Below are 15,214 nucleotides of genomic sequence, written 5' to 3'. Positions count from 1 at the left end.
CTTCTCCATACCCAATTACATAACCGCAACACGAGGCAGACGATGCTTAAACCCACAGAGAATTTCCCATGAAATAGTGTTTAGTTGTTCTGCCCAATCGTCTGCGGAAATTTGTTCTTTTCCCTGTTCCCCTAGCAAAGTGACTACTTCTCCTTCTTGGATATTGGGTATGGCACTTACATCCAACATCAACTGATCCATCGTAATTGTGCCGATTTGCGACACTCTCTGACCGCGAATTAACACCTGCATTTTGTTAGAAAGACTGCGAGGAACACCGTCAGCATAGCCAATTCCGACAACAGCGAGGCGAAGTTCACGCGGGGCAATAAATTTATGCCCGTAGCTAACAGCAGTTCCTGCGGCAATTGTTTTAACTTGGGTAACTCGTGCCTTAAGTTGCAAAACGGGCTTGAGGTCGATCGCATTTTGTAAATGCGGTGCTGGGTAGAGTCCGTAAACAGCTAAACCTACTCGCACAATGTCGTAATGCAATGCCGGATTTGTAAGTGCGGCGGCTGAGTTTGCCAAGTGCAAGCAAGGTGGTTCAATTCCCATTGCTTTGATTTGAGCGATCGCTTCCTCAAATCGTCTATGCTGTTCTTCCATTGCCGTTGTATCAGGATCGTCTGCTGTTGCCAAATGAGAATAAATACTGGCAATCGATAGATGTGGTAGGCGCTGCACTAATTGCACAAATTCACCTGCTTGCTGCCAATTAGTTCCTAACCTAGACATACCCGTGTCTAATTTGATGTGTACGGGCACTGGCGAACCATGATTCATGGATTCCAGAATATTGGAAAATACCAAAGCTTGTTTAGGGCTACAGAGTGTGGGCTGAAGTTTCCATTGTGCGATCGCATGAATCTGCTCTGGTGTATGAGTTGCTCCTAAAATCAAAATGGGCGCTTCAATCCCGCCTTCTCGCAATTGAATAGCTTCTGGAACTGTAGCGACTCCCAGCCAACTAGCTCCCGATTGAATTACAGTTTGGGCAACTGTCACCGCACCATGTCCATAAGCATCAGCTTTTACTACTGCCATCAACTGGGTACGCGGCGATAAAAACTGCACCAATTGCTGTACGTTATACGACAACGCCCCCAAATCAATTTCTACCCAAGCTCGTTGCGAAAACCACGCGTAGGTGTCGCACTGCTGATTAGGAACTACACCAGGGATTTGTTTGCGACTTAACATTTGTACTGACTCCTATCCCACCACGGCTAAACTTTCAAGTTATCTATCTATACACGCTCCTAAAAGCGAGATCAGATTAAATAGGAAGTTTAACCTTCATATTGGAAGTGATACAAGATGTTGCAGTAGTAAACTAAAAGTTAAGATTTATGAGTAGGGAGTTAGAGGTAAATCTTATAGCTCTGTTTTTTGCTGTGTTATTCGCATTAATCTACGTAAAATTATTAGTCTGATGTTAGAAGTTTTACTTCCAAACTCCTAACTCTTCACTCATAACTCTTAAGTCATAAATTAATTGCCGAATTCTGCCGAAAGTATAATTTATTCTCATCTCCCTAGCAGGGTGTATTTGTGTTAACATTTATGTAAAGCTAATACCCTGAGCGCAGATAAATGGGGAAGGTTTTAGTCTTAAACGCATCTTACGAACCTCTCAATATAACGAGTTGGCGGCGTGCTGTGGTTCTGTTAATCAAGGGCAAAGCAGAACGCGTAGAACACAACGGTAAATTTTTGTACTCGGATTTTCCGTTGCCGACCGTAATCCGGTTACGTCATTACGTGCGTGTTCCTTATAAAGAAATTCCTCTAACTCGCCGAAATATATTGCACCGTGATGGTCATGCCTGTCAATACTGTGGTTACACAGGAGATGAGTTGACTCTAGACCATGTAATACCGCGATCGCGCGGCGGGGGCGATGCCTGGGAGAACATTGTGACAGCTTGTGTCCGTTGCAATGTGAAAAAAGGCAGTCGGACTCCCCATGAAGCTCACATGCCTTTACGCCATCCTCCCCGCCAACCTTATAGCAGCCTCTATTTCGAGGTCAGCAAACATCTTAAGAGTGGACTGCATACAGAGTGGCAAAAGTATGTTATAGGGCTTTGAGCAAAAACGCAGAGGAGTAGAGGATAAAAAAGAAACACCTTATTGCTTTAGGTTCAATCTAACAGCTTTACTAATGGAGTGTTGAAAACTTGGCGGCTATATGGCTGGCAAAATGGCGATCGCGTCTCGTAGATCGGCGCAATGGTCAATGCTCAAGCCTATACACTTGTGTATGTGGTTCAACTTTTCTTAGGCATCCTCTCTGAATTCTGAGACTTTCCAAAGGGGATAGAAACAGGCGTTGTTAATTAAAAGTAATTGTTAATTGCTCAATAGTCATAATAATGAGATTATTGAGCATAAGAATATTTGAAAGATTAAGGACTAACCCTAAAGTATAAGATAGAAAGTATACCCTAAGTCAGATAAAAAATTCAGATAAAAATCCTGCTGATTCAATTTAAGGAAGAGAAAAAAGCTCCTCAAACAGATTTATGCTGCCAGATACAGCCCGATATACAAAACTTGCTTGTTTTCAGCACTCATATACCCTCTAGTTGAATTTAATTGATATCAAGCGCTGTTACTGACAAAAAATATACTTAGATGTATAGTGCAATGTCTTGATATTTTTGCGAAGATCAAAATAATGTGGCTAAATTCAGTGAATTGCTGATCTTAGTATTTCTGAATTAAAGGAGCCTCACACTTTAAAAAAGTTCCCTATGTACTTGAATTCTCCCGTTACTCAGTTTGAGAGTTTGTCATTGACCACAGCAGAGCCAAACCCAGAGGAACCTGAAATCGAGAAAGCGCCAGTGGAAATTGCATTTAAAAGTCCATCATTACCGCCATCGGTAGGTGACGGAGCTATATTTCTTAGTCACCGTGGTAATTCTCTGGCACAACAAAAGTCCGAAGAACTGCAAAAAACCCTTTTGGCACATCGACACGATCGCCAACTGGTAATTTTGCAAGATTTTCCTGACCCTGATGCCCTTTCTTGTGCATGGGCTTATCAGTTAATCGCCCAGCAATATGATATCAAATGCGAAATCATTTATGCTGGTGCATTGAGCCATCAAGAAAATATAGCTTTGGTAAGGCTGACTAACTTACCTATCCAACGCTGGACAACGCAAACCTTGAAAACTAAAGATTTGTCATCTTATCAAGGTTTTGTATTAATTGATAACCAGGGAACTACTTCACAGCTACTGTCAGCAGTGCAGCAAGCTGGAATTCCCCTAGTGGTACTCGTTGACCATCATAGTATCCAAGGCGATCTGCAATCAGAGTTTGAGGATATCCGCCCTTATGTAAGAGCGACAGCAACAATTTTTACGCAGTATCTCCAAACGGGATTACTAGCATTAGATAGCAGCATAAATCAACACGTTAAATGTGCAACTGCCTTGATGCACGGCTTGCGATCGGATACAAATCGGTTAATGCAAGCGCAAGAAGAAGACTTTATGGCAGCTGCGTATTTAAGCCGATTTTATGATGCCCAATTGCTAAACGCCATTTTACAGGCGAACCGTTCCAAGCGGGTAATGGATGTGATCGAGCGATCGCTAAAAAATCGCATCGTTCAAAATAACTTTTCCATTGCTGGTGTAGGTTACTTACGCTACGATGACCGCGATGCTATCCCCCAAGCGGCTGATTTTCTCGTTACCGAAGAAAACGTTCACACTGCGGTAGTTTACGGCATTGTTCATGATGAAGACGATGAACTAGAAATAGTCATCGGTTCCCTGAGAACTAGCAAACTGACCCTTGACCCTGATGAATTCATCAAAGAAGCCTTTGGACAAGACAGCGCCGGGCGGTTTTTTGGCGGTGGAAGGACAAGCGCAGGCGGCTTTGAAATTCCGATGGGCTTCTTATCTGGCAGCAACGAAAATTCCGCTTATGCGAAAATGAAGTGGGAAGTATTTGACGCTCAAATCAAGCAAAAACTGCTGAGGTTGGTTAATCCTAGAGATAACCCAATTCAATCAGAATAGAGAAAGATAAAGGAAGATGGAGAGAACTCCTAACTAATGCAGCAGTACAAGTGTTTGTTCAGATAGCATCCCTTCCCGATTTTTGATAAAAGTCGGGAATTTGGATTTTATGACGAAGGCTGAACTAAATCAAAGTTAACTTGCGCCTACTTATTTATTCGTGAAGAAGGAGCGCCATGAAGTCTATAAAACTCCAAATCTTACAAACTCTGTATGAGCAAGATTTTTATGCTTGGGTAGAGCAGACAGCAGAGCTTTTGCGATTGAACCACTGGGACACGCTGGATTTAGAACACTTAATTGAGGAAGTGGTGGACTTGGGTAAGAGTCAACAACGGGCGTTGCAAAGTGCGTTGCGGTTAGTCTTATCGCATTTGTTGAAGTGGAAGTATCAACCAGAACGTCGTAGCCACAGTTGGCAAGTCACCATTACCCGTGAGCGACTGAATATAGATGAATTGCTGCAAGAAAGTCCCAGCTTGCGGCGTTTTTTAAATGATGCCGAGTGGATAAATACTACCTATCAAAGAGCGCGGCGAGAGGCAATAGTGGAAACAAGTTTATCAGAGGATAACTTTGCGATCGCTTGTCCGTTTTCTGTTGATGAGATTTTAGACTTAGACTTTTATCCTAATGCTGAGGAATAATCGTAAAGTTATTTACCCTCTAACAACCGCTAATCATAGTCTAAATTAAGTAAATATACGGCTTATATTTAGTATGATAAATGGCTAGCATCATGGCAATCGTGATTAGTCAATTTTATTTTTGATGGAAACTATAATTTTTCTTTGCAACGGTGAGGCAGAATATTACAGTGCGAAAGGAATCATTAAAAATAGTGAACTTCCTGGCTTGATAAAATCAGAGATTTCGTCAGGACAATACTACGAAACATCCTGGAGTTGCTGGAATTCTAGATTTATACAGGTTGGAGATAGAGCTTACTTTCAGAGAAGCGGAAATATTGGTAATGAACCTAGTGGTTTTATTGCTGCTGGTCATGTTATTGCAGCACCAAAAGATGAGCAATTAAAGCTTTTAGATAGAAAAAAATATTCAGATTTAAGTGCAGCATATATATCCTACGATGGGAGATGTTTTGCCGTTAATATCCAAATAGATTCAGTTGTTGACTTTGATTTTCCTCTGGAACAAAAGGATTTAAGAAGATTACCTCAATTTCAGGGAATAAATTTTAATTTTGGAGCAAGCGGACGTAGATTCAATAGCAAAGCATCTGAATTTTTAAATTCAGAATGGGAGAAGCATTCCCTAATAAAACAAAGGCAAAGACGAGGAGTTAGACTTGTTGACATTTTTTTTGATAAGGGAGAGACATTTAAGCAAAATAAGGAGTACCAAGCTGCAATAGATGCTTATAAATTAGCTTTGGAAGTTGATCCAAAATATGTTAAAGCAATTAATAGAATAACTTCTTGTGAATCAATTTTGGAGAAGATTGACAAAACGCCAAAGCCTCCAGAAGCACCGATAGAACCGGAGCCAAAAATACTGCTGATTGAGCCAGAGCCATCGCCAGAGACGAATGAATTATTGCCTGCGATAGAAGAGCTTGATAAGGAAAATTTCTTCACTTTTACAAGTGATACCGAGGCTCGTCAAAAAATTGCTGTATCAATAGTTAGGAGGCAGGGTCAATCACAGTTTCGTCAATCTTTGCTGAAAGCCTATTCTTGCAAATGTGCAATTACAGATTTTGATGCTGAGGCTGCACTTGAAGCTGCCCACATTATTCCTTATATTGAAACCGAAAATAATGATCCGTCAAATGGTTTATTGTTACGTGCTGATTTACATACCTTATTTGACTTAAACCTCATTGCTATTAATCCAAAAACAATGATGGTGCATATTTCCCCAATTCTTCAAACGACTGAGTATCGAAGAATTGATGGGATAAAGTTGCGAGTTCCAGAAGATCAAATTTGCCATCCAAAACAGGAGTATTTAAAACAGAGGTTTGATCAGTGTAAATGGTGTCCTACTGTTTAATAATTTAAAATCAGATCAACGAATACGTAATAATAATTAAGATTAGGATAGGTTAAGTCACACCAGACGTAAATCCTAACTAAGCAAGGGCTACGCTAACAAAATTTAAAGTATGGAACTATACTTAATTCGTCATGGCATCGCCGAAGACAAGGGATTAGGCATCAAGGATGAGGAACGCAGCCTTACCAAAGAAGGAAGGCAAAAAACTGAGAAAATTGCCCAGAAACTTATTAAATTGGGTTTAAGCTTTGACTTGATTCTCACCAGCCCCTTAGTGCGGACCCGCCAAACGGCTGAAATCCTGATAGCAGAAAAACTAAGCTCTCAGTTAGAAGAATCTAGCCACCTCGCCCACGATGGTCAAATTTCTAATTGGCTCAAAGACTGGTTAGAACCGAGAAATTATTCCCAAAATACCCAACTGGCGCTGGTTGGACACGAACCTGATTTGACCAATTGGGCAGAAATTCTCCTGTGGGGAGAAGTCAAAGAAAGCTTAGTCTTGAAAAAAGCAGGTATGATTGGGATAAAACTACCAGAAACAGGTTCTCCTCTGGGTCGGAGTCAGATGTTTTGGTTGACACCACCCAAGTACCTGCTATAACAGTTTTCCAACATTTTCGATTGTTGTTAGAACGGCTACTGTTATGGCGACAATAAATTTCTGGTAAGTTAGCTTGATCAGATATTTCAAAAAGCAAATGGTGGTGCCATGATGGTGTGCGAATACAAGCCTGGTTTAGAAGGCATTCCCGCCGCTCAATCAAGTATCAGCTATGTTGATGGGCAAAAAGGAATACTAGAATATCGTGGCATCCGGATTGAAGAACTAGCAGAAAAAAGTACATTCCTAGAAACTGCTTATCTCTTAATCTGGGGTGAACTGCCAAGCAAGGAAGAACTGGAAGGATTTGAGCATGAAGTTCGTTACCACCGGCGGATAAAATACCGCATTCGGGACATGATGAAATGCTTTCCAGAAAGCGGTCACCCAATGGATGCCCTACAAGCCTCTGCTGCTGCTTTAGGTTTGTTTTATTCACTCCGGGATTTACATAATCCTGCCTACATTCGAGATTCCGTGGTGCGCCTGATAGCAACCATTCCGACGATGGTGGCGGCGTTCCAACTGATGCGAAAAGGCAATGACCCGGTACGTCCCCGTGATGACTTAGACTATTCGTCCAACTTTCTATACATGCTCGATGAGAAAGAACCCGATCCTTTAATGGCGCGGATTTTTGATATCTGCTTGATACTTCAAGTCGAGCATACAATGAATGCTTCTACCTTCAGTGCCAGGGTTACAGCTTCTACCTTAACTGATCCTTACGCTGTGGTTGCTAGTGCTGTGGGAACATTAGGTGGGCCCCTGCATGGTGGAGCCAATGAAGAAGTAATTCAGATGTTGGAAAAAATTGGCTCTGTAGAAAATGTCCGTCCCTACATAGATCATTGTCTAGAAACTAAATCTAAGATTATGGGCTTTGGACATCGTGTGTATAAAGTAAAAGACCCACGAGCCATAATTTTACAAGGTCTAGCAGAGCAACTGTTTGAGAAGTTTGGCTATGACAAATTCTATGACATTGCTCAAGAAATGGAACGAGTGGTAGAGGAAAAACTCGGTAGCAAAGGGATTTATCCCAATATTGACTTTTACTCAGGTTTGGTGTATAGGAAGATGGGGATTCCTACAGACTTGTTTACACCAATATTTGCGATCGCTCGCGTTGCCGGTTGGCTAGCCCACTGGAAAGAACAACTAGCAGAAAACCGGATTTTCCGTCCTACCCAGGTTTACAACGGCTTGCACGAAGTTACTTATACTCCCATTGAGCAACGGTAATTGGGCATGGGGCATGGGGCATGGGGCATTGGGCATGGGCAAGAGGACAAGAGGACAAGGAGAATTGGGGACAAGGGGAAAGACTTGTTTCAAGTTCTCACCTCTTGTCCCCTTGTCCCCTTGTCTCCCCTGCCCCCTGCTCCCATTCCCTCTGCTCCCCTTGTCCCTTGAATAGCCAATCCCAATGCCAACCATAAGTAGAAGTTCTCATATCGCTTCAGAGGGCTAAAACCATCCAAGGATATACTAGGCATGGGAATTAGCGACAAATCTTCAATCAAGCATCATCTGGGCAAAAATTAAAAATGGGTGAATTTACAGGTATTAATTTAACTAATAGTTGTAACTCACCATGACTCGATGTCTTAAAGAGCGGAAACATGAACTCAGGAATTGACCTCCAAGGAACTTTTATTGAATCCCTCCGGGATTTAGGTATACCAGCAGGAACAGCCAAAGCGATTTGGATGCCCCTGCCAATGATACTGATGCTGATTGGGGCAACAGTGGGGGTATTAGTTGCTACTTGGCTAGAACGGAAAATTTCCGCCTCCGCACAGCAGCGAATTGGGCCAGAATACCAGGGGCCTTTTGGGTTGCTGGTACCTGTAGCTGATGGTTTGAAGCTGGTATTTAAAGAAGATATAGTACCAGCCAAGTCTGACCCCTGGCTGTTTACTCTCGGCCCCATTATTGTTGTAATTCCGGTTTTTCTGTCGTTCCTGATCGTTCCCTTTGGGCAGAATATCGTTATTAGCAATGTGGGCATGGGCGTATTCTTGTGGATTGCCTTGTCAAGCATTCAACCCATTGGCTTGCTGATGGCTGGCTACGCATCTAATAACAAATACTCCCTCTTAGGGGGCTTGCGGGCAGCAGCGCAATCTATTAGCTATGAAATTCCTTTGGCGCTGGCGGTGTTAGCGATCGCTATGATGTCTAACAGCCTCAGTACCGTTGATATTGTCAATCAACAATCTGGCTACGGCATTCTGGGTTGGAACATTTGGCGACAACCAATCGGTTTTCTGATCTTTTGGATAGCCGCTCTAGCTGAATGCGAACGATTACCCTTTGACTTACCTGAAGCGGAAGAAGAAATCGTCGCAGGTTATCAGACTGAATACTCAGGCATGAAATTCGGTCTGTTCTACCTGGGTTCCTACGTTAACTTGATCCTTTCTTCCTTATTAGTAGCAATTCTCTACCTGGGCGGTTGGGACTTTCCTATTCCCCTCAATCTCATCGCTGGTTGGCTGGGAGTCAGTGAATTAAATCCCGTGTTCCAGATAGTAACTGCTTCTTTGGGAATCACGATGACCGTCTTCAAAGCCTATTTACTAGTGTTTGTCGCCATCCTGTTGCGCTGGACAGTGCCACGGGTACGGATTGACCAACTGTTAGATTTAGGATGGAAGTTTTTGTTACCAGTTGGTTTGGTTAATCTTCTATTAACCGCCGCTCTGAAACTAGCCTTTCCCTTCGCTTTTGGTGGTTAGTCATTTAGTCATTAGTTATTAGTCATTTCTACAAATGACTAATGACCAAGGGCAAAAGACAAGGGATAAATAACGCTGATAGCTTAAAAAGAGAGAGTGAACCAAAAATGCTCAAGTTCCTGAAACAAGTTGGTGATTACGCCAAAGAAACGGTACAGGCTGCACGTTACATTGGTCAGGGGCTTTCTGTCACATTCGACCACATGCGGCGGCGACCAATTACCGTACAGTATCCTTACGAGAAACTGATTCCTGGCGAACGGTTTCGCGGTAGGATTCACTTTGAATTTGATAAGTGCATCGCCTGCGAAGTTTGCGTTCGCGTTTGTCCAATTAACCTACCTGTAGTCGATTGGGAATACGACAAAGCCAGCAAAAAGAAAAAACTCAACCACTACAGTATCGACTTTGGAGTTTGTATCTTTTGCGGTAACTGTGTGGAATTTTGCCCCACTAACTGTCTATCCATGACAGAAGAGTATGAGCTGGCCACTTACGATCGCCATGAATTGAATTATGACAACGTAGCCCTAGGTCGTCTGCCCTATAAAGTAACAGATGACCCAATGGTTACACCACTGCGCGAACTAGTTTACCTACCCAAGGGTGTCCTCGAACCCCACGGACTGCCCGCAGATGCACCACGTGCAGGTGCGCGTCCAGAAGACCTAGTAGAACAAACAGAAAAATAAATGTAATTTGTCATTTGTCCATTGTCATTTGTCCTTTGTTATTTAACCAATGACTAATGACTAATGACCAATGATCAATGACTAATGACCAATGACCAATGACCAATGACTAAGGACAAAAAACAGTGAATCTAGCAGAAGGAGTACAGTTAGTATCACTTGGCATACTGGGCGTGATGATGATTGGGGCAGCCATTGGTGTAGTGCTGTTCTCTAGCATTGTCTATTCTGCCTTTATGCTGGGGGGTGTGTTCATCAGTATGGCGGGAATCTACCTCTTGCTAAATGGTGATTTTGTTGCCGCTGCACAAATACTAATTTATGTTGGGGCGGTTAACGTGCTGATTTTGTTTGCCATTATGTTGGTGAACAAGCGTCAGGATTTTGTTGCATTTCCCAACTCTTGGGTGCGTAAATTACTTACTGGTCTAGTCAGTGTAGGATTGTTTGGTCTTTTAAGTACAATGGTGCTGGCTACTCCTTGGGCTTACTCAACTACTCCTGTAGTGGGTGGTGAAAGCTCAATAGTTGTGATTGGAGAGCATTTCTTCACTGACTTTTTACTACCTTTTGAACTGGCTTCCATTTTGCTGCTGATAGCAATGGTAGGAGCAATTATTTTAGCCCGTCGTGAGTATTTGCCAGATCAACTGACACGATCCAATGTGGGGCAAACTGTTTTGACTTTACAAGAACGCCCCAGAGAATTGGTATCAACAACCAGCGAAACAAAAGAGTAATATTTGCGACTTCATTCGCAGATAAACAGCCAGCTTTTTCAGGAGGGATACTCAGATTCATGCAACTCCAGTACTTTTTATTACTAGCAGCAGCTTTATTCTGCATCGGCATCTACGGTTTAATTACCAGCCGCAACGCTGTGCGGGTGCTGATGTCAATTGAATTACTGCTCAATGCTGTTAATCTGAATTTAATGGCATTTTCCAACTTCCTCGACTCAACATTAATTAAGGGTCAGGTTTTCACAGTATTTGTGATTACCGTGGCCGCGGCCGAGGCGGCGGTGGGTTTAGCGATCGTGCTTGCCATTTATCGCAACCGCGATACCGTCGATATGGAGCAGTTCAATCTCCTGAAGTGGTAATTGTGCGTGCAACTCAAGCAGGTAATCATTGCTTATAAAGCGCGGGATGCCCGGAGTAAACAATGGGCAGAAATCTGTGCTAAACAACTAGAAAGCCGCGAGTGCCAAGTGTTGATGGGGCCGAGTGGGCCAAAAGACAACCCTTATCCAGTCTTTTTGGCTTCGGCGGCTCAACCAATCGATCTCGCTTTGGTACTCGGTGGCGATGGTACTGTTTTAACTGGTGCCAGACATTTAGCCCCAGCTGGTATCCCGATTCTGGGAGTGAATGTGGGAGGTCATCTGGGGTTTTTAACTGAGTCAGTAGAAGAGTTTCAGGATACAGAGAAAGTTTGGGATCGACTGTTTGAGGATCGCTATGCTATCCAACGGCGGATGATGTTACAAGCTGCGGTGTATGAGGGACACGGGTCTAATTTAGAACCAGTGAGTGAACGTTACCTGGCTTTGAATGAATTTTGTGTCAAACCCGCCTCTGCTGACCGGATGATTACCTCAATTCTGGAAATGGAAATCGATGGTGAGGTAGTCGATCAATACGTCGGGGATGGGTTGATAATTTCGACTCCCACAGGTTCCACAGGTTATACCGTTTCTGCTAATGGCCCAATTATGCACGATGGTATGGAGGCACTTACCATCACTCCCATTTGTGCAATGAGCCTTTCCAGTCGTCCCCTCGTTTTACCCCCTGGCTCTGTAGTGAGTATTTGGCCTTTAGGGGATTACGATTTGAGTACCAAACTGTGGACAGATGGGGTGTTAGGGACTTCTATTTGGCCTGGACACCGCGTTGATGTGCGGATGGCAGAGTGTCGGGCTAAATTTATTATTTTGCGCGAGAACAATTCCTACTATCAGACACTACGGGAGAAGTTGCTTTGGGCTGGTACAAGGGTTCACTACAACAATAATCACCGTAATTAATTAAGTATTTTAGAGTGCATTTATCACAGATTGCGATCGCGCTGCCGGCTGTAGGCGATGTCTACGACGGGCTACGCCTACGCAACCAAAACCATCCAAGCCCCTAGATTCATCTAGGGGCTTTCCCCATTCTGCTGAGACTTATGGCAAAAGTCTATCTCCTTGTCCTTTTATTTGACTTGTATTTATAGCCTATATCAAAGGAAAATTTTGTATCTTATTGCCAGATTTTTTAGTAATTAATGTCCATAATAAAAGCACTATACCTCTAATCCAAAAGAGCAAGAAAGCTCTCTAGAGGTTATTTTATCGAAAACTGTCTCAATCACGCTTCGACACATTAATGCATAATGTGAGCTATTTGTATAGTGCCTAAATCATAGTAGGATATTTTCGCAAATCTAAGTAGGAAGATAGATGGAAGTTTCTGGATGCAACATCAATTACTCACTGAATCCTCCTCCCTCTTTTGAAGATTTTCCCATACTTCAAACTGAAAAATATACCCTACGACTGGCTTCAACCGAAGAAGAATTAGAATCAATCTTTCGGTTACGCTTTGAAGTTTTTAATCTAGAACTAGGCTTGGGATTTTCTGCTTCTAACTTTACGCAGATGGATATAGATAAGTTTGATGCGGTTTGCCATCATTTAATCATGATTTCCAAACAAACGGGTAAAACCATTGGAACTTATCGGATGCAAACCTATATAATGGCTTCTCAAAGACTAGGCTTTGATGCTGCCGATATATTTAATCTGAATGGAATTCCTAATTCTGTGCTTCAGGCATCAGTTGAAGTTGGGCGTGCATGTATAGCTAAAGAATATCGCAACAGTCAGGCACTTTTACTATTATGGAAAGGGCTAGCAAATTATCTGATCTGGAGTAAAAATCAATACTTCTTTGGCTGTGCATCATTACTAACGCAATCTCCTTCGCAAGCTATTTGCACTTATAATTATTTTCAGAACAATGGCTTGATGCATCCAAGTATTTTAGTTTATCCAAATTCACAATCTTGTCTAGAACTGCCCCAAAATTGTCCAGACTCGTATAATGTGGAAATTCCTAAAATTTTGCAGGCATACTTGAATATTGGAGCTAAAATATGCAGTATTCCCGCTATCGATCGACACTTTAAAACTATTGATTTTTTAACCATATCTAATACCAAAGACTTTGCTAGATGGCGTTATCAAATATTGTAAAAATTATCTTTAGTCCTAACATCCCTTGGGATGTGTAATGAACAGACTTAGATATAACTCGTAATTACGAATTACGTTAGCGTAGCGGGGCGTAGCCCATTACGAATTATGATGATGGGCGTAGCTGCGACACTTCATCTAGTAGTGCGCCTGACTGGATTATTTTAGACAAAATATTGGGAAAAACACTTATGCGCCACCTCAAATTTGCTCCGAGTTGGTTGCGATTTTTAATTATTTTATTATTGACAATGGGTATATTGTTTCGCTTTTTTAACCTTGATACCAAGGTTTACTCCCATGATGAAACCTATACCTCATTGCGAATTTCTGGTCATACAAGAACTGAAGCACAAAACAAACTATTTAATGGTAGTGTCATTGGCAAAGAAAGTTTTGCTCAGTTTCAAGGGGTAAATAAAAAAAGCTTGAATGACACAATCATGACTTTGGCTAAAGAAGATTCTTTGCATCCACCGCTTTATTACATAATAGCCAGATTGTGGTTGGAAATTTTTGGTAATTCGGTGACGGCAATCAGAAGTTTATCTGCTTTGATCAGTTTGCTGGTTTTTCCTGGTGTTTATTGGCTATGTCGAGAATTATTTAATGTGCCGCTATTGGTTCCTGGTGTAGCGATCGCACTTATGGCAATTTCTCCAATTCAACTAGTATACGCCCAAGAAGCACAAGAATATATTCTCTGGTTAGTCACCATATTACTATCTAGCGCTTCTTTGCTGCGAGCAATACGCCTGGAATCACAAGATCAAGATCAGCTAGCAAAACAACGACAACAGCCAGAAATATTTACTATCTGGAGTATTTATGCAGTAACTTTGGCAATCAGTCTTTATACATTTCTTTGGAGTGCATTTGTCGCAGTTGCTCACGGAATTTATGTTATTACTACCGCCAGATTCCAGTTCTCTTCAACTGTCAGAACTTATCTTCTAGCATCATTGATAGGTTTTTTAGCCTTCATGCCTTGGCTCGTGGTTGTGATAGGTGATTTTTTCCAATTTTTGATTTCAGCAGATAAGGCAACACCACAGTCATCTTTGATGCCTAGATTTGAATTTTTGTTGATGCAATTAAGCCGAATATTTTTTGATATAAATCTGAGTTCAGATAATCAATTTAACTATTTAATTACATTAACTTGTTTCATATTTGTAGGATATTCAATTTATTTCCTTTGCCAAAGAACTAACTATAAAGTTTGGTTATTTATTATTATATTAATTGTCGTGCCAGCACTGCCTCTAATACTGCCAGATTTAATGGTTGAGGGTATACAATCATCTGAACCATATTTCATACCATCTTATTTAGGGATTCAAGTAGCTGTTGCTTATTTACTAGGTACACAAATATATAATGAGAGCATGTCACGCCAGAATCTTGGGTATGCGCTCGTCGGATTAGTAATTATTTGTGGTTTAATTTCTTGTAAGGTTAATTTTCAAGCAGAAACTTGGTGGAATAAGGGTATAAGCTATGGCAATCCCAAAGTTGCCCAAATCATCAATCTGACCACTCGCCCACTTTTGATTAGTGATGCTTTGGGTAATAATTATGGAAATGTCTTTTCTCTGAGCTATCTTTTGGAGCCAAAGGTACAATTTCTATTGGTTCAAAATCAAAAAATTCCTAAAATTCCTGATAGGTTTGCTGATGTTTTTTTATTCAATCCTTCAGACACTTGGCGCGAAACGATAGAAAAAAAATATAATTTAAAAACAGACATTGTTTATAGTGACAAATATTATTCGGTTTGGAAATTAGCTAAACCTCGCAGTGTACGCCAACGTGATATTCTCCGCAAGACGAAATTATCTGCTCATTGACTATCAGGTTATGAG

At 41.7% G+C, this 15,214-nt stretch carries 15 protein-coding genes; 13 read left to right on the top strand and 2 right to left on the bottom strand.

Annotated elements, in window-relative coordinates; all coding sequences use genetic code 11:
* Positions 1–15: 15 nt before the first annotated feature.
* Positions 16–1,203 carry an alanine racemase gene (alr, locus tag IQ274_RS19235; protein ID WP_163928300.1) on the bottom strand — a complete coding sequence of 396 codons (1,188 nt, stop codon included), beginning with the start codon at positions 1,201–1,203 and terminating at the stop codon, positions 16–18.
* A 393-nt stretch (positions 1,204–1,596) separates the two neighbouring features.
* On the opposite strand from alr, the gene IQ274_RS19230 reads away from it, so the two are divergent.
* The 6 genes from IQ274_RS19230 to IQ274_RS19205 all read left to right on the top strand — a co-directional run bounded on the left by IQ274_RS19230 (position 1,597) and on the right by IQ274_RS19205 (position 7,914).
* A complete protein-coding gene (locus IQ274_RS19230) occupies positions 1,597–2,094 on the top strand; it encodes an HNH endonuclease (RefSeq protein WP_114083489.1) in 498 nt (165 codons plus the stop codon).
* A 665-nt stretch (positions 2,095–2,759) separates the two neighbouring features.
* A complete protein-coding gene (locus tag IQ274_RS19225; protein ID WP_163928302.1) occupies positions 2,760–4,046 on the top strand; it encodes a DHH family phosphoesterase in 1,287 nt (428 codons plus the stop codon).
* A 176-nt stretch (positions 4,047–4,222) separates the two neighbouring features.
* On the top strand, positions 4,223–4,693 hold the full coding sequence (locus IQ274_RS19220) for a DUF29 domain-containing protein (protein ID WP_194143129.1): 471 nt from the start codon (positions 4,223–4,225) through the stop codon (positions 4,691–4,693).
* Positions 4,694–4,817: 124 nt separating this feature from the next.
* Positions 4,818–6,062, top strand: coding sequence for an HNH endonuclease (locus tag IQ274_RS19215; protein WP_194143128.1), 1,245 nt, complete (start codon positions 4,818–4,820; stop codon positions 6,060–6,062).
* A 112-nt stretch (positions 6,063–6,174) separates the two neighbouring features.
* A complete protein-coding gene (gene sixA, locus IQ274_RS19210) occupies positions 6,175–6,669 on the top strand; it encodes a phosphohistidine phosphatase SixA (protein WP_194143127.1) in 495 nt (164 codons plus the stop codon).
* 108 nt (positions 6,670–6,777) lie between these two features.
* The gene (locus IQ274_RS19205) at positions 6,778–7,914 is read left to right on the top strand and encodes a citrate synthase (RefSeq protein WP_194143126.1); all 1,137 of its coding nucleotides are present in this window, start codon (positions 6,778–6,780) and stop codon (positions 7,912–7,914) included.
* A gap of 89 nt (positions 7,915–8,003) precedes the next feature.
* Here IQ274_RS19205 and IQ274_RS19200 read toward each other — a convergent pair whose 3' ends face one another.
* Complete coding sequence (locus IQ274_RS19200) at positions 8,004–8,168, bottom strand: hypothetical protein (protein ID WP_194143125.1); 165 nt, start codon at positions 8,166–8,168, stop codon at positions 8,004–8,006.
* Between the two features lie 126 nt (positions 8,169–8,294).
* Here IQ274_RS19200 and nuoH point away from each other — a divergent pair, with 126 nt between their 5' ends.
* From nuoH to IQ274_RS19165, 7 genes are all read left to right on the top strand, one after another.
* The gene (nuoH, locus tag IQ274_RS19195; RefSeq protein ID WP_114083481.1) at positions 8,295–9,413 is read left to right on the top strand and encodes an NADH-quinone oxidoreductase subunit NuoH; all 1,119 of its coding nucleotides are present in this window, start codon (positions 8,295–8,297) and stop codon (positions 9,411–9,413) included.
* A gap of 107 nt (positions 9,414–9,520) precedes the next feature.
* Positions 9,521–10,105, top strand: coding sequence for an NAD(P)H-quinone oxidoreductase subunit I (ndhI, locus tag IQ274_RS19190; RefSeq protein WP_094349399.1), 585 nt, complete (start codon positions 9,521–9,523; stop codon positions 10,103–10,105).
* A gap of 125 nt (positions 10,106–10,230) precedes the next feature.
* Positions 10,231–10,845 carry an NADH-quinone oxidoreductase subunit J gene (locus IQ274_RS19185; protein ID WP_163928315.1) on the top strand — a complete coding sequence of 205 codons (615 nt, stop codon included), beginning with the start codon at positions 10,231–10,233 and terminating at the stop codon, positions 10,843–10,845.
* Positions 10,846–10,904: 59 nt separating this feature from the next.
* Complete coding sequence (gene nuoK / locus IQ274_RS19180; RefSeq protein WP_006199065.1) at positions 10,905–11,210, top strand: NADH-quinone oxidoreductase subunit NuoK; 306 nt, start codon at positions 10,905–10,907, stop codon at positions 11,208–11,210.
* Between the two features lie 6 nt (positions 11,211–11,216).
* Positions 11,217–12,137, top strand: coding sequence for an NAD(+) kinase (locus tag IQ274_RS19175; RefSeq protein ID WP_012411870.1), 921 nt, complete (start codon positions 11,217–11,219; stop codon positions 12,135–12,137).
* A gap of 417 nt (positions 12,138–12,554) precedes the next feature.
* Positions 12,555–13,349, top strand: a complete 795-nt coding sequence (locus IQ274_RS19170) for a GNAT family N-acetyltransferase (protein WP_194143124.1) — start codon at positions 12,555–12,557, stop codon at positions 13,347–13,349.
* A 191-nt stretch (positions 13,350–13,540) separates the two neighbouring features.
* Positions 13,541–15,199 carry a glycosyltransferase family 39 protein gene (locus IQ274_RS19165; RefSeq protein WP_194143123.1) on the top strand — a complete coding sequence of 553 codons (1,659 nt, stop codon included), beginning with the start codon at positions 13,541–13,543 and terminating at the stop codon, positions 15,197–15,199.
* The last annotated feature ends 15 nt before the right edge of the window (positions 15,200–15,214 follow it).

Origin of the sequence: Nostoc sp. LEGE 12447 (assembly GCF_015206985.1) — a bacterium.
GTDB lineage: Bacteria > Cyanobacteriota > Cyanobacteriia > Cyanobacteriales > Nostocaceae > Nostoc.
Note: the sequence above shows the minus strand (reverse complement) of the source record. Positions and strands in the feature narration are given on the sequence as shown.